The sequence below is a fragment of the Roseivirga sp. AWQ4_251 genome (assembly GCF_056158225.1).
This window is the reverse complement of sequence record NZ_JBSWSW010000002.1, coordinates 426,404-450,439: the sequence shown is the minus strand read 5'-3', so window position 1 is coordinate 450,439 and position 24,036 is coordinate 426,404. Positions and strand designations below refer to the sequence as shown.

At 41.3% G+C, this 24,036-nt stretch carries 22 protein-coding genes; all 22 read right to left on the bottom strand.

Translation table 11 applies throughout. The features are described 5' to 3' along the window. Positions 1–18: 18 nt before the first annotated feature. The 22 genes from ACXACJ_RS15985 to ACXACJ_RS15880 all read right to left on the bottom strand — a co-directional run bounded on the left by ACXACJ_RS15985 (position 19) and on the right by ACXACJ_RS15880 (position 24,032). Positions 19–1,953, bottom strand: a complete 1,935-nt coding sequence (locus ACXACJ_RS15985; RefSeq protein ID WP_475135417.1) for a heavy metal translocating P-type ATPase — start codon at positions 1,951–1,953, stop codon at positions 19–21. Positions 1,954–1,995: 42 nt separating this feature from the next. Continuing rightward, on the bottom strand, positions 1,996–2,412 hold the full coding sequence (locus tag ACXACJ_RS15980) for a Fur family transcriptional regulator (RefSeq protein WP_475135416.1): 417 nt from the start codon (positions 2,410–2,412) through the stop codon (positions 1,996–1,998). A gap of 10 nt (positions 2,413–2,422) precedes the next feature. After that, on the bottom strand, positions 2,423–2,752 hold the full coding sequence (locus ACXACJ_RS15975) for a P-II family nitrogen regulator (RefSeq protein WP_475135415.1): 330 nt from the start codon (positions 2,750–2,752) through the stop codon (positions 2,423–2,425). A gap of 123 nt (positions 2,753–2,875) precedes the next feature. Next, a complete protein-coding gene (locus tag ACXACJ_RS15970) occupies positions 2,876–4,108 on the bottom strand; it encodes an efflux RND transporter periplasmic adaptor subunit (RefSeq protein ID WP_233756340.1) in 1,233 nt (410 codons plus the stop codon). Positions 4,109–4,156: 48 nt separating this feature from the next. Further along, on the bottom strand, positions 4,157–8,569 hold the full coding sequence (locus tag ACXACJ_RS15965) for a CusA/CzcA family heavy metal efflux RND transporter (RefSeq protein WP_475135414.1): 4,413 nt from the start codon (positions 8,567–8,569) through the stop codon (positions 4,157–4,159). A 187-nt stretch (positions 8,570–8,756) separates the two neighbouring features. Beyond that, complete coding sequence (locus ACXACJ_RS15960) at positions 8,757–9,086, bottom strand: DUF6660 family protein (RefSeq protein WP_394333878.1); 330 nt, start codon at positions 9,084–9,086, stop codon at positions 8,757–8,759. 45 nt (positions 9,087–9,131) lie between these two features. Beyond that, positions 9,132–9,542, bottom strand: a complete 411-nt coding sequence (locus ACXACJ_RS15955) for a Fur family transcriptional regulator (protein WP_014022288.1) — start codon at positions 9,540–9,542, stop codon at positions 9,132–9,134. After that, positions 9,542–11,641, bottom strand: a complete 2,100-nt coding sequence (locus ACXACJ_RS15950; RefSeq protein ID WP_475135413.1) for a Piwi domain-containing protein — start codon at positions 11,639–11,641, stop codon at positions 9,542–9,544. The genes ACXACJ_RS15955 and ACXACJ_RS15950 overlap by 1 nt, the downstream gene beginning before the upstream one ends. Before the next feature lie 35 nt (positions 11,642–11,676). Further along, positions 11,677–12,612, bottom strand: a complete 936-nt coding sequence (locus ACXACJ_RS15945) for a BsuBI/PstI family type II restriction endonuclease (protein ID WP_475135412.1) — start codon at positions 12,610–12,612, stop codon at positions 11,677–11,679. A 4-nt stretch (positions 12,613–12,616) separates the two neighbouring features. Continuing rightward, positions 12,617–14,218, bottom strand: coding sequence for an Eco57I restriction-modification methylase domain-containing protein (locus ACXACJ_RS15940; protein ID WP_475135411.1), 1,602 nt, complete (start codon positions 14,216–14,218; stop codon positions 12,617–12,619). Then, positions 14,205–14,495 carry a helix-turn-helix domain-containing protein gene (locus ACXACJ_RS15935; RefSeq protein ID WP_475135410.1) on the bottom strand — a complete coding sequence of 97 codons (291 nt, stop codon included), beginning with the start codon at positions 14,493–14,495 and terminating at the stop codon, positions 14,205–14,207. Before ACXACJ_RS15935 ends, ACXACJ_RS15940 begins: the two co-directional genes overlap by 14 nt. Positions 14,496–14,685: 190 nt before the next feature. Beyond that, a complete protein-coding gene (locus ACXACJ_RS15930; RefSeq protein ID WP_475135409.1) occupies positions 14,686–15,024 on the bottom strand; it encodes a hypothetical protein in 339 nt (112 codons plus the stop codon). Positions 15,025–15,037: 13 nt separating this feature from the next. After that, the gene (locus ACXACJ_RS15925) at positions 15,038–16,510 is read right to left on the bottom strand and encodes a DUF3987 domain-containing protein (protein WP_475135408.1); all 1,473 of its coding nucleotides are present in this window, start codon (positions 16,508–16,510) and stop codon (positions 15,038–15,040) included. A 3-nt stretch (positions 16,511–16,513) separates the two neighbouring features. After that, on the bottom strand, positions 16,514–17,434 hold the full coding sequence (locus tag ACXACJ_RS15920) for a BT4734/BF3469 family protein (protein ID WP_475135407.1): 921 nt from the start codon (positions 17,432–17,434) through the stop codon (positions 16,514–16,516). After that, positions 17,421–17,717, bottom strand: coding sequence for a helix-turn-helix domain-containing protein (locus ACXACJ_RS15915; RefSeq protein WP_475135406.1), 297 nt, complete (start codon positions 17,715–17,717; stop codon positions 17,421–17,423). Before ACXACJ_RS15915 ends, ACXACJ_RS15920 begins: the two co-directional genes overlap by 14 nt. Continuing rightward, positions 17,714–18,013 (bottom strand): helix-turn-helix domain-containing protein, encoded by a 300-nt coding sequence (locus tag ACXACJ_RS15910; protein WP_475135405.1) that lies wholly within the window; start codon positions 18,011–18,013, stop codon positions 17,714–17,716. The genes ACXACJ_RS15915 and ACXACJ_RS15910 overlap by 4 nt, the downstream gene beginning before the upstream one ends. 231 nt (positions 18,014–18,244) lie before the next feature. Beyond that, entirely contained in the window at positions 18,245–19,261 is a 1,017-nt protein-coding gene (locus ACXACJ_RS15905) for a hypothetical protein (RefSeq protein WP_475135404.1), read from the bottom strand. After that, the gene (locus ACXACJ_RS15900; protein WP_014022280.1) at positions 19,258–20,352 is read right to left on the bottom strand and encodes a site-specific integrase; all 1,095 of its coding nucleotides are present in this window, start codon (positions 20,350–20,352) and stop codon (positions 19,258–19,260) included. The genes ACXACJ_RS15905 and ACXACJ_RS15900 overlap by 4 nt, the downstream gene beginning before the upstream one ends. After that, positions 20,349–20,702: a helix-turn-helix domain-containing protein gene (locus ACXACJ_RS15895; protein WP_115869583.1), complete on the bottom strand. Its 354-nt coding sequence runs from the start codon at positions 20,700–20,702 to the stop codon at positions 20,349–20,351. Before ACXACJ_RS15895 ends, ACXACJ_RS15900 begins: the two co-directional genes overlap by 4 nt. A gap of 564 nt (positions 20,703–21,266) precedes the next feature. Then, on the bottom strand, positions 21,267–22,082 hold the full coding sequence (locus ACXACJ_RS15890) for a helix-turn-helix domain-containing protein (RefSeq protein ID WP_475135403.1): 816 nt from the start codon (positions 22,080–22,082) through the stop codon (positions 21,267–21,269). A gap of 51 nt (positions 22,083–22,133) precedes the next feature. Further along, the gene (locus ACXACJ_RS15885; protein ID WP_475135402.1) at positions 22,134–23,162 is read right to left on the bottom strand and encodes an SDR family NAD(P)-dependent oxidoreductase; all 1,029 of its coding nucleotides are present in this window, start codon (positions 23,160–23,162) and stop codon (positions 22,134–22,136) included. Between the two features lie 84 nt (positions 23,163–23,246). Continuing rightward, complete coding sequence (locus ACXACJ_RS15880; RefSeq protein ID WP_475135401.1) at positions 23,247–24,032, bottom strand: helix-turn-helix domain-containing protein; 786 nt, start codon at positions 24,030–24,032, stop codon at positions 23,247–23,249. Between the last annotated feature and the right edge of the window lie 4 nt (positions 24,033–24,036).

Here is a 24,036-nt window from a genome sequence, read left to right as displayed (position 1 = left end):
AACACACTACAATTTGGTTTAAAACTTCATTTTCTGGATTCTGATAGCATTCAAAATAGCCAGAAAGGCCACACCTACATCTGCAAATACGGCTTCCCACAAAGATGCTAACCCTACGGCTCCCAGGATCATCATTATTAATTTTACCCCGAAGGCCAGGGCAATATTCTGCCAGACCACTTTACGTGTAGATCTACCTATTTTTATAGCCCTTGCAATCCTTGAAGGCTGATCTGTCTGGATGATCACATCAGCCGTTTCAATCGCCACATCACTTCCGAGCCCACCCATGGCTATCCCCACATCACTGACTGCCAAAACGGGTGCATCGTTGATCCCGTCACCCACAAAAGCAATGCTGACTGATGGATCTTTCTTCATTTCCTCCACCTCATGAAGCTTATCCTCCGGCAACAAACCACCTTTGGCTTGTTCTAAGCCCAATTCGTTTCCAATTTTTTCAGTAATTGATGGCTTGTCGCCCGACAGCATAATAATTTTCTTAATGCCGGCATCATGCATTTGCCTTACCGCTTCTACCGCATCTTCTTTCAGTTGGTCGGCAATGGTAACGTAGCCGGAAAATAGATCATCAATGGCGATCATCACGATAGATTCAACGATGGCATCAGTCTCTTCCGGAACATCAATGCCATGAGTTGTCATTAATGCTTTATTGCCTACTAAAACCGTTTTATGATTGACTTTACCTTTTAACCCCTTCCCTGCTATTTCGCTTACATCAGACGCTGTATAATGCTGCCCATTTAATTCATACTCCATAATGGCACGGGCAATCGGGTGGGTGGACTGACCCTCTAACGCCAACAAATATGACATCATTTCACTTTCAGAAATAGCTATCGGTTTGATCTGTTTGATCTTAAACACCCCTTTAGTTACTGTGCCTGTTTTATCCATGATCACTGTATTTACTTTAGTCATGGCATCAAGAAATGAGGCTCCCTTAAACAGGATGCCGTTTCTTGAGGCCGCACCTAAGCCCCCGAAATAGCCCAGTGGAATAGAAATTACCAATGCACAGGGACAGGAGATTACCAGGAAGATAAGCGCTCTGTATAACCAATCCTGGAATACGTAATTATCTACAAAAAAGTAGGGGAGAACGGTGAGGCAGATGGCAAGAAGTACCACGATAGGGGTATAGATTCGTGCAAACTTCCTGATAAAAAGCTCCGTTTTTGATTTCCTTGCCGTGGCATTTTGTACCATATCCAAAATCCGGGCAATGGAGCTGTCGTTAAATTCTTTGGTCGTTTCCAGTTCGATTACGCCTTCAAGGTTAATACTCCCCGCAAAAACCTTATCTCCTTTATATATAGTGTCAGGTTTACTTTCCCCTGTGATGGCTGCGGTATTGACGCTGGCCTTTTCAGACAAAAGGATGCCATCCAAAGGTATTTTTTCTCCTGTTCGCACCTGAACCTTTTCACCGATATGCACCGTTTCCGGGTTTACCTCTACAAAATCATTGTCCCTATATACCAAAGCTATATTAGGCCGCACATCGAGTAAGGCCTTTATATTGCCTTTAGCTCGTGTCACGGCAGCATTTTGAAAGAGTTCACCTACGGCATAAAACAACATCACGGCTACACCTTCCGGGTATTCACCTATGGCAAACGCTCCTAATGTAGCAATGGACATCAGGAAGAATTCAGTGAAAAAATCACCTTTCCTGATGCTTTCCCAGCCTTCTTTGATCACAGGAAAGCCCACGGGAGCATAGGCCAAGCCGTACCATACAGGGCGAACCCACCCCTTAAAAAATGGTAGTAGATTAAAGTAATCAAGTGAGATACCGACTGTCAGCATTGCAAAACTGGCTATTGCCGGAACATACGTTCCTAACTTCATTTTACTCGCAGGATTCCCGGTAGATACCTTTTTTTTATTAAGATCTCTCAGATTTATTTTTTTCTTTTTTGTCATAATGCAAACAGTTCAAAATGATTTTACTTTTGAAGAATACCTTTAGCCACTACATTGTGAGCAAACACCCTTTACCATCAGGTTGGCTTCTTCTGCCTGATGGTTGGGTGGAAGTATAATTTCCAGTATTTTGTAGCTATACAGGCATTTGGTTTCGCCACATTTTCTGCAATGAAAGTGCAGGTGCAGATCCCTTTCTACTTCACATTTACAACCTGCTTCGCACAAGGCATACTTAGGCACTCCGGTACCATCATCAATGCTGTGTACCAATCCGTTATCCTCAAACGCTTTTAGCGTCCTGTAGATGGTAGTTCTGTCTGATTTCACAAAATTCTTGTATAGATCAGTAAGACTTACTGCTATCTCACGATCCAGCAGGTATTCCAGCACCAACAAGCGCATGGCTGTGGGTTTTATCTTGTGCTGTAATAGATTTTCTTCTAAATCTTTTATCATCAGCTTGTGGTTATTGTTTTAGAGAATCTCCGGTCTTCATTCTATACGCATCATCTATTTCAGAAACGTAAATGATCCCATCGCCCGGCTTTGGTGTTTTGGCCTTGCCGCATATTAATTGTACTGCTTTTTCCACTTCTTCATTCTGACAAACCAACTCCAGCTTTACTATCGGGCTATCAGTAAAATGAAAATCCAGAGAAGGAGATGCAGCGGGATTTTTATGAGCTCCTGTACCTTCTCCTTTGGATAGTGTGACACTTTCAAAGCCTGCATCGCGCAGGGATTCTACCACTACCTGCACTCTTTTCGGTTTTATAAATGCTTTTATTTCTTTCATCTTTTTAGTCGTTTTAATTTTTAATTCTTTAATAAAATTGAAAATGGGCAAACGGTAGTTGGTAATTATCCTATGAGCACATGCCCAATTGCCTAGTGCCAACTACTTATTGCCAAATAGAATTTAATCATCGTCACCAGTCTCCCCTTTTTTCATTTCAGAAATTAGGTAATAAGCGTTGTTCCAGGCTACTTTTGTGCCCTCAGGAAGTGGCTCTAACAATTTAATTTCTACCCATCCGTCTTCTGTGATACCTGTTCGTACTTCTATGGCTTTAAACGCCCATTCGGTTTTGCCATCTTCTTCATGCGCTTCCGCCATAAAAATATAAGGCTTGCCTTCTTCTTCTATGATGGCACTTTCCGGCAAGGCTTTAACCTGATTGTCCCCCGCTCTAATTTTACCATTGATGTACATGCCCGGAATCAAAAAATCTTCTTTTTGGTCTATCTCTGCGTGCACATGCACCGCTTTCGGATTTTGTTCAAATTGTTTGCCTACCGAATAAATTTTGGCAGTCAGCGTATTTCCCGGAACAGACTCCACAGTAAAGGACACTTTTTGTCCTACCTTTACTTTATAGATATCCTTTTCAAACACCATCAGGTCGGCATGAATGTGGTCGGTATTGACAATCATAAACATCTCGGTCTGAGGGTCTACATATTGACCAATCTGAACCTTGACTTTTTGTATGAATCCATAGATGGGACTGACTACAGGTACGTACTCATAGATTTCCCCACTCCGTATCTTCTCCACATTCAGGCTTAGCTGCTTCAATTGGGCTTCATAGCCTTTTACCTCACCTTTCATGGCCTGGTAGTCCGCCTGAATTTGCTGATAAGTTTTTCCGGAACCTACCTCTTCTTCATAGAGCCTTTTCTGCCGCTGGTTTTCTTTTTCCAGAAACTGTAATTGGCTATAAGCCCTTACATAGTCAGTCTGTAACCTGGTCAGGTTGGGATGAGAAATATAGGCCAATACCTGCCCTTTGCTAACCTGGTCTCCCTCTATCACTTTGATGGAAGTAACATTGGCTCCCAGAATAGCTGTAACGGTTGCTTCATGCTGAGGTGGCACTTCTAACTGGCCATTTGCTTCTACCACGCCCGATAGTGAGCGAATGGGTAGTGTGTCAATTTTAATGCCCAGACTTTCAAACTTGAGATCCGAAAGGTGAAGCTCAGCCATCCCTTCTTCATTAGTTCCTTCTTCACCCTCGTGCCCAGCCTCGCCCTCACTGTGTTCTTCGTGAGAGGCATCACCTGAGTTATCAGCCGAGTTGTTATCGCAGCCCGTAAATACCGATACCATCAGTACCAATGCCAGTATATATATGATTTGCTTTTTCATTGTGTTTATATTTTTAATCTGATTATCCATTCAGGTTTTATTAAATGCTTAATTTGATGTTTTTAAATAGTATTCCAGTTGATAGCGGCTATTCAGGTAGTTGCCGAAGGCATTCCATGAGTCCACCTCTATGCGAATGGCATCCCTGATGTTTTGCAGAAAAGTCACATAGTCAATGGCCCCTTCCCGATAAGCCAAAATAGCTCCGGCTCGTTGTTCCTGCGCCAGGGGTAGTGCTTCATCCCTGTAGTAGTTCCATGAATAAAGCCATTTCAGATACTGCTCTTTCATTTCCTGATAAGCTGCATTCAACTCCAACTGGTTTTGTCGCAGGTTTTGTCCTGCAATATCCCGCTGTATTTTGGCCGATTGTGTTCTGCCAAGCTCAGGCCCAAAAAACAAAGGGATCCGAATACCAATTTGGTACTGATAAAATCCTGATTGCCCATCAACTTGTTGTCGTCCATATTGGCCTTGCAACTGTGGAAAAAACTGCGAACGCCTTTCTTTTATGGTCGCATCCGCTACATCTACCTGTTGTTTTGAAACATTCAAAATAGGATGGTTCATTAGGGAATCGGCTACATAATTCAGCGGTTCATCCAAGTGAGTGGCCGGGATATCCGGCACGGTAAAGAGGGTATCATTGGCAAACCAAAGGTTGAGCCGCTGCAAGGCGCTGAGATAATCTCTGTACGCCTGCTCCTTCTGTATCTGTACCTGATTGGCCTGGTTGGAAGTAGCCAAATATTCCAGCTTGGAAGTGGCTTCTGTTTCTAAGCGGATTCGTGCGGCTCTTTCAATATCGGTAAAAACCGAATCCAACTGCTCATACACCTGGTAATTATTCTTTGAAGCATATACCTGCGCCCAGGCCTGACTTACTTCCCTTTCCAGTTCTATTACAGACAAATCCAGAGCGGCTTCTGCCAATGCCACCCGTTCCTTTTGCAATTTCAAACGTGGTGCTATACCGAACACATCAATCTGCTGCTGCTGGATGCCAAATTGTGTGTAGACACCATCCGATCCATTGCCCACTTCCTCTTTACCAGTAAATATTTGGGTATTCCCTAAGTCCCAAGCTGTTTTCTTGAGAGCCTGCTGGCTTTCAATTTCCAGACGTGCCGATTGAATTTTAGGATAACTTTCTACAGCCCGCTTTCTGGCCTGTTCTAATGTGATCGTAGGTAGGCTGTCTTTCTCCTGTCCCTGCTGCTGTGCATTTGCCACAGCCGGTACACCAAACAATCCACCACAAATAATCAATATGATGATGACATTGACATTTGGTGCACTCAGATTATTTCTTTTATCGCTTCTTCCTTCTACAAAAGTGTAAAGCACCGGCAGCACTACCAGCGTAAGCAAGGTGGCAGTAAGCATACCACCAATTACCACAGTAGCCAAAGGCCGCTGCACTTCTGCTCCTGCAGACGCTGAAAATGCCATAGGAAGAAATCCGAGAATATCCGTGGTTGCGGTAAGCATAATAGGCCTGATCCGTTCTTTAGTTCCTGTAAAAATGCGGTCTCTGATGCTGGTGACTCCTTCCTCTTTTAGGGAATTAAATCGGTTGATCAATACCAAACCGTTCAGGACAGCTACACCAAAAAGCACAATAAAACCAACTCCCGCTGAAATACTAAATGGCATATCTCTAACCCATAGTGCAAAGACTCCCCCAATAGCTGCCAGTGGAATAGCTATATAGATCATAATGGATTGAGAAAATGATTTCAGGGCGAAGTAGAGCAGAACAAAGATGAGAAAGAGAGCAATGGGTACAACAATTGCTAATCTGCTTTTAGCCCTTTCCAGATTTTCAAACTCCCCACCGTAGGAAATATAATAACCCGGAGGCAAGTCTAGTTGTGCATCCAGTTTTTCCTGAATATCGTTTACTACTGATTCCACATCACGACCTCTTGTATTGACCCCCACATAAGTGCGTCTATACGTATTGTCCCGGGAGATCTGCATGGGGCCAGGCACATAGCTAATGTCGGCCACTTCTTTTATCGGAACTTGGGTACCATCGGGTAAATCAATGTAGAGTGTGCGCAGGTCATCAATACTTTTCCGGTGCGCCTCATCAAAGCGGATGACCAGATCAAATCTTTTTTCACCTTCAAAAATCACCCCGGCCACACCACCTGCAAAGGCTGAACTCACATACTCATTGATCTTTTGAATGTCCAATCCATATTGGGCAATTTTATCCCGATTGTAACGAACGGTCATTTGGGGAAGTCCTGATGTACGTTCTGGGTTTACATCACCGGCTCCTGGCACGGTAGAAATTATATCCGCCATTTCCTGCACTTTTGCGGAAAGCACTTCCAGGTCTTCGCCATAGAGTTTTACGGCAATGTCCTCCCGTACCCCTTCCAGCAACTCATTAAAACGCAGCTCTACCGGCTGGGTAAATACCAGGTTAACCCCGGTCAGATTGGTTTCCAGCTTTTCCTTGATTTGCTCAATTAGCTCGTCCTTGGTTTCAGCTGAAACCCATTTATCTTTATCTTTTTCCAATATGAGGTACATATCGGCTATATCCATCGGCATGGGGTCGGTAGGGATGTCCGCCACCCCGATCCTGCCAGTTACTGTTTTTATTTCGGGAAAACTTTCCAGCAACAGGTTCTCAATCTTGATTGATACCTCTTTAAACTCACTTAGGGAACTTCCGGGCCTGATGAGTGCCTGCATCGCGATATCTCCTTCATCAAGCTGTGGCACAAACTCCCCTCCCATACGTGAAAAAATGAAACCGGCTGCTACTAGTAGCACAATAGCTACGGTGATCACAATTGCTTTAAAACGCAGCGCACCTTTTAGCAAAGGCAAATAAACCCATTGAATGCCATCTATTATTTTATCACTAACCTTTTCCAGCCAGCGTTCAAATCGTCCAAACCAGTTCTTTTTGTTTTGAACAGGTTTCATAAACAAGGCCGACATCATCGGTACATACGTCAGACAAAGGAAAATGGCACCAATCATGGCAAAGCCAAAAGTGTAGGCCATGGGCTGAAACATCTTACCTTCCACCCCGGTAAGGAATAAGATGGGGGTAAATACAATGAGGATGATAATCTGTCCGAAAAAGGCCGAACTCATCATTGTACTGCCCGCATCATAAGCAACCTCATCCATTACGCCCTGGTTGAATTTGATTTTCCCTGACCGGATGCGCTTTTGGATTTCATACACTGTGCCCTCTATAATGATCACCGCCCCGTCAATGATGATCCCAAAATCAATGGCCCCAAGGCTCATCAGGTTGGCCCACACATTGAACTGCTTCATTAAAATGAAGGCAAACAGTAGGGAAAGCGGAATGGTAGTCGCAGTGATAATACCGCCACGAAGGCTACCCAACAGAATCACCAGGGCGAAAATGACAATCAGCGCCCCTTCTATAAGATTGGTTTTTACAGTATCGGTAGTCCTGGAAATTAAATCACTACGATCAATTATCGTATTGATCGCTAATCCCTCCGGAAGAGATTTTTCTATCTCTTCCATACGCTCTTTTACATTCTGAATGACTGCATTGGGATTGGAGCCTTTTAGCATCATAATAATGCCGCCAACAGCTTCTTTTCCATCCTGTGTGAAAGCCCCATATCGCACCTGGCTGCCGAAGTGTACTTTAGAGGCTACATCACCTACCGTAACCGGGATCCCATTTTCTGTTTTTATGACGATTTTTCGGATATCATCCAGAGAGCGCACCAAGCCTTCTCCACGGATGAAATTAGACATCCTGTTCTTCTCAATGTAAGCCCCACCGGTATTAACATTGTTTCTGGCCAGAGCCTCATATACTTGAGAGATGCTCACATTCTGTGCATTGAGTTTATCCGGGTTAATGGCCACTTCATATTGCTTAATATAGCCACCGAAAGAATTCACCTCAACCACACCTTCAAGCAAAGTTAATTGCCGTTTTACAATCCATTCTTGAATCGTGCGCAACTCCATAGGTGAATACATCGAGTCATAACCCTCTTGTGGTTCAATGGTGTATTCATAGATTTGGCCTAAACCAGTGGAAATGGGACCCATTGATGGGCTTCCAAATTTCTCCGGTATGGTCTCTTTTAATTCGATTAGTTTTTCCTGTACCAGTTGGCGGGGCAGATAGGTACCCATATCGTCTTCAAAAACAATGGTAACGACAGAGAGGCCGAACCTCGAAACAGAACGGATTTCATCTACTCCCGGCAGGTTGCCCATGGCCAACTCTACAGGGTAAGTAACAAACTGTTCGATATCCTCAGTGGCCAGGTTTTCTGATACAGTAATTACCTGCACTTGATTATTGGTAATGTCGGGTACAGAGCCCAGATTGACGGTGGACATGGAGTATATCCCGACCCCAATGAGCGCCAGCGTGAGCAGGCCCACGATGAATTTATTCTTTATCGAAAATGAAATTATTTGATTAATCATAGCTTTACTTTTATCAGGATCTCTTGATAAAGAAGTCCTGATGTTTATGACTTTTAAACATGTTGATTTGGAAATACAAGCCGTACTGTTCTATTGGACTGTAGGCGTAGTGGTGGTTATTGAATATCACACATGTGACTTGAAAATCACATGTGTTAATACCTTTGAATAAGTAAGCAATAACCTATTAGGAGAACTTTGGGGGATGCCAAATGGCATTGATTAAATTAAAAGAAATACCATTGTTGTAGTTTCTGGGCAACTTATTATTATCCGCAAATACCAGATTGATAATTACCCTATTGTTTCCAAAAGAGATTGCATGTACATGACTACATTGACAACCGCAGAGTGGGGGGCAATTTTCGTTATCCTGATTTCCGCTCTCCTGCTGACTAGATTCTGTATTTGAGTAGTTGTAAACACCATCATACGAGTTACTACGACAAGCTCCCTCAATAGGGACTGTGGAGAGCATCAGCGTAAACGTGGCGAATATCAAAGATAAATACTTCATTGGTTGCAAATATAAAGAAGTGATAGTGCAACCCGATTGCAAAGGTTATTGGTTACACTTATCGCATAATCCTTTAATGACCATGTTAGCTTGTGCCATTTTAAAATTATTTGGTAGATTGACTAAAGGAATAGGGTGGTCTAAAAGGCAAAAAGTCATTTCACATGAAGTGCAATAGAAATGATAATGAAGGTCTTCTGGATCGCAATTGCAGCCTTCTACACATACAGCATACTTGGTCATCCCTGAGCCATCTTCGATACTATGGATCACCTTATGATCTTCAAAAGTTTTTAGTGTGCGAAAAATTGAACTTCTGTCTGATTGATCGAGACCAACTTCAATGTCCTTTAAAGACTGTGCTTTCTTTTGTTCTAATAGGTAGCGCAGTACTACTATCCTTACAGCAGTCGGCTTTACGTCCTTAATTTTAAATATTTCTTCTATTCTGTCCATTACAAGAACCAAAGGTTGTCTTTTCCAAATTCAGGTATTTCATTACCATCAAAATGAGGGAGCATTTCTGCGACCATTTCAGGGTATTTGATGGTAACTGGTAAGTTCTGTTGTCTTACTGATTTCCAATACATACGGCTGAATTGATATACCTGGTCAATCAGTTCCTTTACTGTCTTATATTCCTGTACCAGCTCTTTTTCTGTACAAAATATTTTCAGTTTTATCGGGAACGGAAAACCGTCATGGAAGCTGTAAAATTTTGGGTTGTATCTTGTGTTGTTGAATAGCAGGAATTTATTGTACCCAACCTTTATGAATGTGCCACTCATTGGCATAAGGTCTTTCCAACTGTTGTCAAATGCAACAATGTCTGAGGATTCTGTTTTGTTGATGGATACTATAAATACCGGAATGTCTAATCCAAGGTCTTTGAGGCCGTCTTCTATCGGTTGTAGTTCATCTTGCCTCATGCTCTTGTAGAAGTGTATCACAAGCCGTTTGATGCCTGTATTTACATTCGCATACTCCTTTACTGCTCTGATAATCGAACCTGCTAACTCCTTTGTTTGGTCTTTTTGGAAGCACTCAAAACGGTTGAATTTCCCATTGTTAGCGAAGCTAAAAGCACTACCTATATACTGTATGTCAACTTCTGAATTGCGGAATGCTCCAATCCCAACTATCAATTCGTTTTTGAGCTTTGTATCCAGTTTCCAAGGCGTACCGTTCAATTTGGCTAAAATGGCGATAGCAATATTCGGTAGGCTGTAATAGTACTTTTCGTTGGTCAACACCTTTTCTCCGTCAATTACCTGTGAGGATACGCCTTCTTTCAGTAGCAATTCTTTCAGCTTGTAGTATATCTTCCTTCTTGATTTATCAGGTGCATTCTTGGAGAATGGACTGATATAAATGGCGATGTACTGAATGTCAGATTCAAAGTGTTTATTGGCAATGGCTTCATAGATTTCTGGCCATGGATCATCTCTGTCATCAAACCTTATACTGAATCCTTTTTCGGTGTGGTAAGTTGTATGAATAAACTTGACCAATCCTTTAAAGCCAAATTCAGTTCCTTTGAAATAACTGTCCATCTTCTCTGCGATGGGCTGATCATCTTTATGAAAGATAAAAAAGTAGTGAATTTTAGTAGTAGGGCTTAATCCGAAAGGACCATGCTCTTTCATTCCATCCATTGGCACGATTCCAGCCTTTTCTTCACCGAATAAAAGGCGGTTACTGGAATTGTTGACTGACCCGATATTGATTTTATTAACTGGTATGAATCCATTGGAGGTAATTGGAATGATTGCTTTGAACTCCTCTGTATTCAGGTATTGATTGTAGAACTTGTCGATTCCCTCTCTAAACTTTTTGTACTTATTGGTTTTGTCCGGGGCTTCCGTTCCTTGCATTAATGCATCTCTGATTTCCAAATTCCATACTGGATACACCTTGTCATATTCTCTTTTGCCACTATCAGGCAACTCATCAAATCGGTACAGTCCTTTTTCATACACTACCCAATTAATATCTGTCGGTGATACATCCTCTAATAGGATGGAGACAGGAACTTTGAAGATTTTGGATTTACCTTCAAATGTCACCAACAATTCTAAACTATCAGAAACGGTCTTAAACTGTACTTTGAGTGAGAAGCGGTCAAATATCTTGTACTGACCAGTTGTATCCTGTTTTTCGCTTGGAAGCCAAACTTCCGTATCACTTATAAAATTGGGCTTTACTAAAAATCCTTTCCCTTTGAAATGACTATGAATAAGCGAATTGTAATATCGCTTTAGTACTGAAGATGAGAAGGTAGAATTGCGAACAGCATATGAGTGTTCTTCACCTGCCTCATTTGTCTTGGTTTCAAACTTCGGACTTGTTGGTTTTGATATTGCTAAAAAACCTTCCTCCTCGACTGTAAATGATGTGTAATAATGGTCTTGCTCTCCATACTTTTCAATAACCTCATCAGGTACAAGCGATTTGTACATCCTTGTGAGGTTGGCTTGTTCCTGGTCAGTGAAGTAAAAGGTTTGCTCTTCCTGAGGGTGATTGAATGTGAGTATGTTGAAGGTATGGCTGGACATTGTGCTATTAGATTATTTCATGGCTAACAAATTAATTATCTCGGCCCCATAAAACGGTCACCATTGAAGTGTATCATATGATCAGGCATTTCAGAAATCCAAACCTCGGTTTCCCAAGCAATTTCTTTTGAGTGCTTTTTAAATTCTGAGAAATCAGGAAATGCGGTCACATAAATTTTCCCAGCAGTGCAGTCTGTTAGGAAAGCTTCAAGCTCAATCACTCTTTTTGGTGAAACCGGGCCATGTGAGGTAACAGCTTCAATGAGATATAGCCAATTTCTTTCTTCATCATAGATCACAACATCGGGCAACTTGCTGTGTTGGTCTATTGGAATACCTAATGAAGCTAATGACTCATTGTCTACATACAAGTCTTTTTTAGCGGTATCTCCGAGGTACAGCACTTTCGATTTCTTGGCAAATCGGGGTGCAAATTCTTCCACTATGGCTTTCTGTACTTCATTGTGTTTGCCTGGACTAAGGTTGATTTCAGTATCATCACTTAGCTTGACAGGAATTAATGCGCTTTCCCTTTCCTTAGCATACAGCTTTTGTAGAGAGCCTACACTTTCTACGAAGGCCTTTGAAGCCTTCTCCCATCCTTTTGAACCAAAGGTTTTGATAGCTTCAAGAGCTTCATCCGTTAAAGCATAATGAGTCCTTGGGCTGTTTACTGGCAGGTCAGGAATATCGGGGTTGAGGTCGGCAATTCTTGCCTGAACGAATTGGTGAAGAACCTGCCTTCTTACGGTCTCACGTGTATTTGGAGCATATTCTCTTTTATAGACTTCTGCAATGAACTGCATAATCCCTTTGGTGACTTTCTTACTCTCTTTAGTAGCATCACTCCAATTGTCCTCTTCTGTAATACTTGCCAATGCAAGTAGGGTATAGGCAGAGATTTCATTTTGCTGAGCAGGTGGTAACCCAAGTTCCTTTAAGATTTGTTGTGATTCTTCTAGTTTGCTCATTTGGTCAGTAAATAGTTTCAAGCTCAAAAGATGCTATGATTAAATTGTTAATAGTTGTATTGTCGAAGGAATTGCCAAGAATGAGTTGTTTGCCAATCTCGATGATCTGCTCATGAGGAGGCAGAGGCATAAAGCGTAATTCTGTTGCGCTCACATTCACATTTCCATTTATTATTCTAAAAAATTGATCAAATAAAGTGCTGTTTAATAATGCACCTAAACCAATGATTTCAGCTCTATCCAAGTGCCCTTTTGGACGATAGATGTAGTTCAATTTGTTTTCTACTCCAATGAAATTTGCTGTGATTGCATTACTAAAATATGGAGCTGCAATCAACCTGCTTTTATCATCTTTACTGCTGAATCTCCTCAATAGCAGGTAGTTCTTATTCTCAATCAAGATAGAGCGAGATTTTTGTTCAGACTTGATGTACTGGCCTTTATTGGGTTTTTCAATAGGCCATGTTAACTCCATTTTAGAAACATTGTGTAGCCAGAAAAGCGGAACAATTTCAGAAGATTCATTTTGGGGCTGTTCTTGGATATAATCCCAAGCTCTATGGGCTACCACTGGTCCAGTAGAGATTTGTATGTTGTATTTGTTCAGGCTACCGTTCCATGTACGAAATAACTCAACAATTTCTCGTTCTCTTTGGGTGGTTGGAAGGAAAACAATTTTATCCGCAGAATCATATTCAATGACGAGATTGGAAGGCAGAGTCAAAGTTTCCAGATTGTCTAAGTCTCTTGTTCCGCTTGAGGAGGTAACTAATATCTCATTTCTATTCGTGCCTTGCGTCTTAGGCTGGCATTTCATAATGATTGTTTCCTGCAGTACTTTGTCACGACTAAAAGTATCTTTTCGAGAGTGGAAAAGATGAGCTTGAATTATGTCAACTTTCTTGAAAAAGTTATTTCGAAATACTTGAAAATAGCTCCCAGAGCTAAAGCTGCGGGGTGTAATGAAAATCAGTTCACCGTTGGTTTTAAGAAGCTGTGCGGCTATTGCCATGAAGATAGAATAGATATTCGCATGCCCATTTACTACACCTTTCGCAGCTTTTGTCTTTTCATCATTCTTAGGCAGTTTGAAATACGGTGGATTTGAAATGATGTAATCGAACGAATCAAGTTTCTTTCCAAAAAGGTTTGTAAAAGCATCCAGAGCATCACGATTATCTAATACGAAATCAGTTATATGAAGTATGTATTCGAATTTAATATTGTGTTGGGAAAGCCATTCTTTCAAGTATGCAAGTGTGAGTTGCGAATATTTTATAAGCTTGACATCTGTTTCGTATGCCACAAGCCGAATGTTTTTCAATTCAGGGTTTATGGATTTGAAATGTTCGGCTAAAGAGATTGACAATACTCCTGTACCGCAACCCGGATCGAGTATGGAAACAGCTTCACTTTGACATGTAGACATTGAAGCCATGAATTTTGCAATGGCAAGAGGGGTAAAGAACTGACCCTTTGATTTCTTGTCAACATCAGATGACTCCTTGGCATATATCAATCCTAAGCGATCAGCATAATCACTCGGTAACTCCATTTCTTTTGGAGTCAGTTCAGTATTTACTTTTATGCCTTTACTTTCTTGCATACTTTACCTTTTCTTCTGCCTCCCTTAAAATTGCATTCGCTGTATCTTCATCCTTTACAAGATCATATACCTGGTCTGCAAGCCACAGTGTCAGTAAATCATTCACATCTGTACCCAATAATTCGGCAAGTTTTAAAACTTGCTCTCTTTTTGCCCTGCGTTCACCTCTTTCAATCTTGCTAAACATGGGAGTGTCTATTTCCAAGCTTGCTGCAAGTTGTCTTTGCAGTAGCTCTTTGTCCTCCCGTAGTTGCCTAATTCGTTCACCAAATTGCATGACCTGTTATTTTATGACTTGTCAATATTTGGCTAATATAAGAAAATAAAAGGTTAGAAAAAGAAAATAAATCCATTAACTACGACTTAGGATTTTAAGGAAATGGAGGATACCAAGGATTAATTTTCCTTAGTATGACCACAAGAGATTGATTTTATAGGTGTGGTCGAATCTTCGGAAGAAAAGCCTATCAGGCTTGTTCTTCCTTGATTTCCTCAGAATCCTGACTTTCCTCAATCGAGGTATTTATGTAGTTGTCCTTAGACTCACGGTGAATCAGTCCTGATTTACAAAAGTCAGTGATATAACCCTCTGCCGTTTTCTGAGGAATGCTCAAAGCTGCTGCCGCTTCAAGATACTTTTGGCGATTGAAGTGCTTGGGTAGCTTATTCAAGAATTTCTCTTTCCTATTTAATCGAGTAGGTTTCTGAATGTCCTCTGGCAGTTCTGCAAACACTTTACTCGAATGCTTTACCAACACTTTGACCATAGCAAGCGAAGCTTGAAAGTCTCTTTCTTCACAAATCATCTTTGATGATGTTTCACCTGTCTCCATGATCCGCAAAGCGGAGAATATCATGCAGAAACGATAGGCAATCAATCCTAATCTTCGGATGGTTGCCATATAGTCGATTCCCTGAATGCTCATATACTTTTCTTGTATCTGACCAAAGAACTGATTGAATTGGTTCTTGCTGGTCAGCGGTGAGAAAGAATTGAATATCCTGTCCAGCTTTCAACGAACTGTAAAGGCTAAAGAACTCATTACCTAACGCATCAAAGTAGTCGTCTAATCCATTTGTAGTTTGCGAAGCAAATACATTCTTCCATTCTGGACGAACATTCATATAATAGAAGATGAACCGGCTGAATAAGCCGTTTTCAGCATTCGGGATTAATGCCGCTACTTGCTTGGGTGTACCTGACAAGACAGTAGAAAGGCAAGGGCTTTCTATGTCCACATATTCACGATCTGTCCTGCGATAGTAGGAAATGGTTTCATGGTGAAAAGCTTTTCTAAAGCCGTCACTATAATTTCCGTAATCGCTCTTAAAAGCATGTGCAAGTGTATCACCCTCAGTTTCAAATATCAGTCCTTTACCATCACTATCACCTAATAATTGATAAGCTCCTGTGGAGCTGTTATTGGCAGGGATAAAGAGCATCTTTTCAGGTGGCTTGTCAGGTTTCTCGATACCTTCAACTTTCCCTTTGTTGGTGTTGTATTCAGCCAATTCCAGTTCGTAATGTTGCTTGTGGAGTTTGGCTTGCTCCCTGAACTCTTTGTGTACTGGATTCACTAATTGGCGACAATGCACCAAACGACCTTTACCTGCTGAGGCTTGGGCGGTAATGAATAGAAACAGATTGGAGTAGACACGCTTGCCATCATAGATCCCTGACACTTTGGGTAAACAGGCACTAATGGCCACTAAGGAGCCAAGGAGTAGAATATCCCTTTCCTCATTGGAAGTGGCTATCTGTATTACCTTTTGCAAAAACTCAGGAAGTTCAGGAAACAAGGAATCATGAAAGGTTGGCATTTGTTCCGGTTCTTTCTTGATTTCTGCCTGAGTATTGAGATTCTTGCTTTGATTCTCAGACCTGCTTGCAGGGCTGTAAGTCTGTCTTTCCTGCTTTGGTGTAGTCAATGGTATTCCTGCTTCCTTGGCATGATAGAAGAAGGTTTTCAGGGAAACTCCCTGACCTCTTGCCTTCATGCAATTATCAAACTGCTTGTCACATTCCTGTGTGGAATACTCAGGATGATATTGACTAACACGGTGGAACAGGTTTCTACCTGTCTCACCAAACTCATCCGCAAAGGCAAAGCCGATGTTTACCCAATCGCTGTAAGCGGAGGTAACATCTATACGGCTGGCCTCAATGCCTTGAATGATTCGTTCAACTTCTTCGAGTTGTGTATTTGTAGTGTAATTGCTTTGCTCTGTAACTTTTACTTGTTGGTCTGGCTTATCAAGCCATTCCAACGGATTGAATGTTTTTCGCTCCATAACCTATATGTATTTAGGGTTGATGAATATGTTTGTATCATGCGGAAGGAAACATGCTCTTGAAATGTCCTTTCCTGATTGGTCTACTTCTAATTGATAGGTGTGGGAAACGTAGTTTGCCACTGCCTTGAAATAGTCCTGGTGTTTTGCCTGCGTCAAGTCAATCGGTATTACCCATTTCAATCCATCGCCTGAAGGAGATACAAACAGTAGCTCCGTTTCAAAATAATGGTCGCTGAGTAATGATTGCTTGAGTGTAGGGATGTCCTCAATGTGGTCAAAATCGATTGTGAGCAAACCTGAATGTCTTTGGAGGTTTCCATCATTCCGCTTAGAGAATGAGCCTGAGAAAGTCACATAATCGAAGTTTTGAGCCTTGTACTTTCGGGCATCCTTTGGCTCTGAGATGTTGCGAAGTGTACTTGTACACGAAGCAAAATCATTGCCTTTGATGAGGTGGTACACCTCAATCAAGGAGACTTGGCGACTTGGCTTCACATTGGATACAGGCTTTTTGAAATAGCTAAAAACTGGCGGTGTAGGCTTTTGAATTTCAGGAATAGCAACCGCAGGTTGCGTTTCCTCTTGATGATAAAAAACTCTTTCCTTTCCAATTCTCAGGTATAGTTCTTCATTGATCTTATCGAGAAGGGCTTGCCCTTCGAGGCTGAAATGCAATGAAGCAAAATCAAAGACATTGCCTTGTGCAATGGCTTCTTCTGTATCGGTATGCGTAGCAATACCATCAACTATTTTCACCATCAATGTGGGCTTGTCCGCATTGAATGGATTCTTAGCAGGTTTACAGTCCCTTCCCGAAAGGGAAAGAACTGTTTCACCCTGATAGTAGTGGCGTAACACATGGGCATAGATATTTAGCCCATAGTGTGTCTTACTCAAAATGGCCTCTCTACTGATCTCCATAATGCTTTGATTTTGAAGGTGAGTAGTTGGATTCCAATAAAGCCTCCATGTCGGAAACTTTATAATAGAACTTGCCATTGATTCGGCTGTAGGGAAGAACCCCACTATCCCGAAGGGATTGAAGGGTTCTTTTACTAACGTGCAGCGTTTGCATCACTACCTGACCATCAATCCATTCGTCACTGAATTGCTCCAATCGTGACTTATGGAAATTGAGGAGGTATGCTTTGATTGTTTTTATGTCTTGAGCTACTGTCAAGAGCATATCGAAACCCTCTGTCATAGCTTTACCCTCCCTTTCTTGATTAGGTAATCCGCAGCTCTACGGTCTATTTCTTCCTGAGTGGCATTGCGGTTGCGTAGCAACCAGCTTTCTAACTCAGTTCTCTTGAAATAGAGCTTTTTTCCATTTGGCTTGTAGTGTGGAATATTCCCTGCACTTGTCAACTTGTACAAGTGTGACTGTGAAAGTTCCAAGTACTGGCAAGCCTCATTGAAGTTTAAAACTTCTTTCGTATAAATCCCCTGGCTCTCAATTAGGCGTTGGAGATTTTCAAGACGTTCAATTATTTCGTCCATCTTAAATCGTATTAAGAATTAATGAATGGACTCTTGGCCAAAAGTCATATCCGATTGTCGAATACGATGCTAAAGTATGAGGCTAAAAGGGGCGTTATGAGGCTCTAAAGCATGGTGCAGTGTAGAGTGCAGAGTGCAGAGTGGGCTGTAAAAATTGATAGCCCACTTTTAAGGTAAAAGAGGACTAAACAAAAACAGAAAAAAGATAAAAGGAGTATAGTGCAGAGTGGACTATATCAGGTGCGAAACTGCCTTTTCTATTTTATCTCCTGATAGGTTCGGTCTTTTTAAAGACCTGAACTTTGACCTGTCAAAGGAATTCCCATCAGTATCAACGAAGCATAGGCAAGTCACTTCCCATTGCTTTTGCTTTAGATCCTCCACCAACTTATGCTCAGAGTATATCAGCTTAATGAAATAGAATAGCTCGCTGATATTTCCTGTCCATTCTATAGGCGTTTTGATTTCACCTCCTGAGAATACCTTTTTGAAGTTGAGTAGGGTTGTGGATTTGCTAATGAAATGATTCAGCTTTAGACTATCCCATAGATCGGTCAATTTATCTGGGTTGGTGGGTAACTGTTTGTAGGTAAATGAATGAAATGAATTTACCGTTGCTGTGGATTCCGTTTTGGCTGCTGGTACTGGTTTGGATTCAACTTCAATTACGTGAACTGGTTTCAAGAAATGTTTGTCCGGGACTGGTTCTAATAGTAGTTGGCTGTAAAAGTCCTCCAGTATGAATTGATCATCTATCCAAGTGCTGAAAGCATTTTGGATTTCTAAATATAGCTGCATGTATGCAAGCTTTAGAAGCTGTAAGATGAATGTGTTTGCCTTGTGGGTTTGGTCTAATTCAAAGGATGTTTTTTTAGGATCTATGTACGTCAGTGCATAGTCCTTTTCTTTAATGAGTTTTCCAAGGTCTTTTAAACGCGTTTTAATCCGCTTGTTGAGTGTGTCTTCAAGCCAATACTTGATTAAGTTTTCGTTGTTGTCCTCCTTGATTAGTTCCACAAGCCTGACACATTCCGCTTTGACATTATTCAATATCAGTTTGGAATAGTACTTTGTTTTGTGATCGAATGGCCTGTGAAAATTGATCTCATATTTGAATTGAAAATCTGTGGAGGCTTCCTTTACGCTGCTGAGTTTGGAAGCATACTTTTGATCAATGCTGTTTTTTCCTAACCAAGGGCGAAGCTCTTGGTATAGGATGTCATCAAGTAATTTGGTTTGATTGCTCATAGGTCAAGTTTGATTTTGTTGGCTGCTTCCTGTTTCTTTTCATCTATGATTTTGGCATAGACTTGGGTGGTCTTCAATTCCTTATGGCCTAAGAGCTTTGAGACTGTGTAAATATCAGTTCCTGCCGTAAGCTGCAAAGTGGCATAAGTATGACGAGCACAGTGGAAAGTGATGGTTTTGGAGATACCAGCTTTCATCATCCATTGTTGCAATTTCAGGTTATGCCATGCAGAGTATTTCAATCCTTTGAATACTCGTTCTTCGGGTGCTTGCCTTTCACCAAGCAAGCCAAAGGCTTGTTCTGAAATAGGGAGGGTTTCTGCTCCTTTGGTTTTCTTTTGTCTGAATCGGATGTAATACCCGTTATCATTTGAGTGCTGCACCTCTGACCAGAGTAGCTTATTAATGTCTGACCACCTCAGACCTGTAAGGCATGAAAATATGAATGCCGTTTTCATCTGAGGTATTTCACATTCCGTATTGGCTGCTGCTTGCAGTTCCTCCAAAGTCAGAAATTCTCTTTCAGGTTCACCTTGTTTAAAGGCGTCAACTCCTTCACTTGGGTTGGTAGGTAGAATACCGTCTTTCACTGCTTGCTTTAAAGCTGCTCGCAGCTTGTTAAAGTAGGAGTACTTAGAATTTTGAGATAGTTTCTGGTCACCATGTGCAATAGCCTTCTTATCAAGGTAGTATTTGAAATCCTGAATAAACTGTCGGTCAATATCTGAGAAGGATACCTCATAGGAACAGAAAGCCTTTAGATGTTTCAGCATACTTGTCCAATTGCCGTAATTGCCTGGACTGTCTTGTCTCTGGTTGGCAAGTAGCTCAATATATGCAAGGAAGCTGCCTTTTAATTTCTCATTGTCTCGGAATCCATAAACACCGTTTTGGATTTCGATTTGTCGCTGTGCTCTAATAGTCTCAGCTAATTGAAGGGTCTTTTTATTGACTTCCTTTTCTTCCTTGGTTTTGGCATTAGGAGAAAGGTATAATTTGAGGTATTCGGTTTTCCTTTTCCCTTTGTGGTAGTAGTCGAGGTATAGACTGGTCTTGCCACCTTGATTGCGTTTTCTTAGTGTTACTTTCATGCCTGAAACAGTTTTTCGATTTCTTCTCTCTTGATGATGGTACGGCTACCAATTTTCGCAGCTTGAATTTTTCCGTTCTTGATCTGACGGTACAAAGTCATTCTACTTGCTCCAAGTAGTTTGCAGGTTTCGGCAATACTTAGAAAGTCTTTGTCTTTGACTTGCTCCTGATTGTATTCTTGTTTCTGTACCGCAGTAGGGGCAATCTCCTGCACCTTCTGGTCTCTCTTGCGTTTCTTGTAGGCACGCTTGGCACAGTTATCACCACAAAATTTGGTCACAGTTGTCTTTGCGATAAACTCAGTACCGCAATGCTGACAGATTTTGGGAACTCGAATGTTGCTGCTCATGGTGTTTCCTTTTTGGGCTTGTTTCTGTATCAGAGTGTATCCCTTTGTATCAGGATGTATCTGTATGTAACATTATCTCGCCTCTATCTTAAAAATCTGTTGCTAACAACAAATATTGATTGTTCAGCAACAAATTAGAAACGAAAGATAGGAAAAAATAGGAAAATTAGCAACAAGTAAAGGAAGTAAAAACAGCCTAAAAGCAAGTAAAAGAAGGGTTTAGCGTATCAAGGAAAATGTAATTACTTTCCAATACAAAATTTCGAGAAAATATTCGCCAACAGATTATCTGTAGTGATTTAGCCAGTTATCTCACCGAGGTAGTGCAAGGCCTGATGGATGTCCATGTCCACAAGTCATTGGTGACCTGGTTATCAATGCCTTCGATCACGTTCATCAGGGCATTTTTGGTTTGCAGGAGAGAGTTGTAGTGGTGGATACTCTGTGTGTGTCATTATTGAAGATACACATAATGCGTGTAAAGTAAGGGCTACAGATTCATGTAGATTACTGGATTGCGCGAATTAATAATCAGCGAAATCCAGTAATCTCAATAATCTACGTTCAAACAATTAACTGACTTGGTGCTACTCCGAACTGCTTTTTAAAAGCAAATGAGAAATGTGAGAGATTTTCGAAGCCTGTTTCGAAGTAAACATCGCTGGGTTTAAGATGCTTTTCCTTGATTTGATAATGTGCTAATTCAAGCCGTTTTTGGGTGAGCCATTTTTGCGGTGTGGTTTGATAGATTTTCTTGAAATCACGCTGAAAAGTCGTGAGGCTGCGTCCGGTTAAATAGGCGAACTTTTCCAATGGCATATTGAACATAAAATGCCTTTCCATGTACGCTGAAAGCTCAATTTTTCCGGGCTCTTCAAAATTGGCAAGCGAGCCATCCAAATCGGGTTCAATATTTCTAAGGATTTTAAGGGCCTCTTCAATTTTCAGGTTAGCGAGTTCAATTGGCAACTGCTCCTTCAATTCGAAATAAGGAATAAGTGAAGCCATACAGCTTTCTAGTAAAGGGTGTTTGCTAAAAACACGAATCTGATCTATCGGATTAGAAAGGCTTTTCGGTTCGTTCTTGCTGTAAAAATCCTTCAGAAATTCTAGACTGAAATGCATGGCAACTGCTTTGTGTTGGCGATTTTCGATAGAACTACTAATGATATTCGCCAACTGATTTCTCGGAATCAAAAAGATATCACCTGACTTCAGAAAGTGGGTGACATCGGCCAAAACAATCTTGGTTTCCCCCGAAATGAGCCAAACCAGCATGTGCTGTTCAAACATCACCTCTGTTTTTAATTCCTTCCCAATAAAGTTTGAAAGTTTCAGATCGGGAGACAGATATTGAGTATTGTAGGCTTCGTGTGACATGGCTGAAAATGAATTAGAAACCGACTGACATCAGTCGGTTTCAGTAACAAATTAATTAACAGGAAAAGATATTTGGGTGAGTTTCTCGCTCAATTCCCATAATTTTTTGGCATTGTCTGCATCTAGCGAGTAAGGTTTTACGCCATGAAGTGAACTCGGCTCGGAGAATATGTGCTCAATTTGCCCAGAATCCAATACTGCCACTTCCACATCATTGCAATAAACGCCACCAATTTCATTCAATGCTGGATTTGTGGCGCACCAAACCGTGGTTGCAGCACCTTGCGGAATGGTTTTTAGATTTTGCTCCACTTCCGGAAATATGTTTCCATTTTCATCGTGCGTTCCCATTTGCTGGAAAAGTGTCATAGAAGCTTCTCGACCTAAATCGGTGCCGTAAACAGAGCCTGGATGAACGGCATAAGCCCGAATGCCGAAATGCTTGGCGCGATGATCCAATTCTACAGTGAAAAGATTGTTGGCTGTTTTTGAATGTCCGTAACCTTGAAGTGTTTCGTATTCTCGATTTTCAAAATTTGGATCTTCGAAATTGAAAGGTGCAATCTGATGCCCGAAAGAAGAAACGTTGATGATTCTGGCATTTTGAGCGGCTTTCAAAACTGGCCAAAGTCTCGCAGTCAATTGAAAATGGCCTAAATGGTTGGTGGAAAATTGCGATTCATAACCTCGGCTGTCTCTCCTTAAAGGCACCCACATAATTCCCGCATTGTTGATTAGTAAATCCAGTGATTTTCTTTCAGAAATGAACTTCTGAGCAAAACGATCGATGCTTTCAGGCTTCATCAAATCCATTTCTTCGATATGAACATTCGGAAGGTCTTTTAAGCCATTTTTTGCTTTTTCAATGCTACGTGCAGGTACCCAGACTTCGGCTCCTGCATTTACCAAAGTCTTCGTGGTTTCTAAACCAATTCCGGCATAACCACTTGTTACAATGGCGGTTTTTCCGGTTAATTGAATGCCTTTGATTACAACATCTGTTGTGGAGCGTTCCCCAAATCCTGAGTTGATAGGTTGTTGCAACGCACCATTGTAATTGTCTTGAATTTCTTGTTTCATTTTATGCTTTTTGATGAATCAAAGTTCATCTCAAAAACATAAACTCATTTTGTTCAAACGGTCGATTTTGCTTTGTTCAAACAGTCACTTATAGAGTTGAGTTGGAGAAACTCCGTACTGCTTTTTAAAAGCATATGAGAAATGGGAGATGTCTTCAAAACCCAGATCGAGGTAAAAGTCTGAAGGTTTTTTGTGCTCTTTTTCTAAAAGAAAATGCGCTTCCTTCAGTCTACGATGAATGAGCCATCTACTGGGTGTTGCATTGAAAATGTCTTTGAAATCTCGTTTAAAAGCGGAAACACTCCTGCCAGACATGTAGGCAAATCGCTCGATGGAAACATTGAATTTGTAATGTTTCTGCATGAAAACTTTCAGGTCGATTTTCTGGGGTGCGCCAAAATCGAAAAGTGAGGCGGCTAGATTGGGGTTCAATTCCAGAAGAATAAGCAGTAATTCATCACGCTTTACTTGCGCAAATTTCTCATTGATTTGACCTCCTTGCTGATAATAAGGTGCTAGGCTATGAATGAAGTTGGTGATCATAGAAGATTTTGGCAGTCCGATAAAAGCGCCATCTAATTGTGCTTCTGGTATAGCGACTTCATGTCGATTGAGAAAAGATTTTAAGTAGGCTTCATCGAAAATCACGACCACCTTTTCAAAAGCCCCAGCGTTAGGAGTTTTGTTGTAACGAGCGAGATGGTTTTTGCGAACAAGGCAATATTGTCCGGGTTTCATGGTCTGATGGCTATCGCCATCGTAACCGTTGATTTTGCCCTTGATCAGATACAGGAAAAAGTGCTCTGGCACGAACTGTTCAGGCGATATCTGCGGACCAATGTAGCATGAGGAAATTTCGCTGGCTTTCATTCCA